This window comes from Vibrio sp. 1402 (genome assembly GCF_033340275.1).
Map to the genome: position 1 here is coordinate 1 of NZ_JAWOWE010000114.1, position 965 is coordinate 965.

Genomic DNA, 965 nt, shown 5'->3' on the forward strand with positions numbered 1-965 from the left:
ATTACGGTTACCCAGAACTGACAGCGTTGCTGTAGTCGTTGAAAGAGGGAAAAGCAATGACGCAAACCAATCAAGCTCCTTTAGTCATTAAGCTAGGCGGTGCGGCTCTATCTTGCACTCAAACCTTAAGCCAACTGTTTGGTGCCATCGCGGCATACCAGAAGTCGGCGCAGCGACAAATCGCCATCGTTCATGGCGGTGGCTACTTGGTGGATGAGTTGATGGCGAAACTTCAACTTAAGACCGTAAAGAAACATGGTCTACGTGTGACGCCATACGATCAAATTCCAGTCATTGCCGGTGCGCTGGCAGGAACGGCAAATAAGTTACTGCAAGGTCAAGCGATTGCCGATGGTTTGAATGCGGTGGGCTTGAGCCTAGCGGATGGTGGTCTTTGTCACGTCGAAGAGTTAGACCCTGAATTAGGCGCGGTGGGCAAAGCGACGCCGGGTGACTCAAGCCTACTTCAAGCGATTTTAAATACGGGCGCACTGCCTATCATCAGCTCTATTGGTCTCACGGCTGAAGGTCAAATGATGAACGTGAATGCGGATCAAGCAGCGGTTGCCGTTGCGGGTGCTTTGGACGCGGAGTTGGTGCTGTTGTCAGATGTAAGCGGTGTGTTAGATGGCAAAGGTCATCTGCTTAAAAGCTTATCTGAGAAAGAAGCAAATGCGCTGATCGAAGGCCAGGTGATCACTGATGGGATGATCGTCAAAGTGAAAGCTGCTCTCGAAGCCGCAAACGATCTTGGTCGTCCGATAGAAGTGGCGACGTGGCGCTACCCAGACAAACTCACGCAGTTATTTGCTGGTGAAAGTATTGGAACACAGTTTCTGCCTCAATAAGCGGAAGCAAAACAGTTAAAGAATTCAACATTAGGAAGTGGTTGGCACTGACCGCCGAGCGCAGCGCCAGTTAAGTTTGGAGAAAAAACATGAGCAAAGTGAACGTAAATAAAGTGG

1 protein-coding gene is annotated in these 965 nt (G+C 49.7%); it reads left to right on the forward strand.

Annotated elements, in window-relative coordinates; all coding sequences use genetic code 11:
• The first annotated feature begins 56 nt into the window (after nucleotides 1-56).
• A complete protein-coding gene (argB, locus tag R7044_RS24515; RefSeq protein WP_141180475.1) occupies nucleotides 57-848 on the forward strand; it encodes an acetylglutamate kinase in 792 nt (263 codons plus the stop codon).
• Nucleotides 849-965 lie beyond the last annotated feature (117 nt).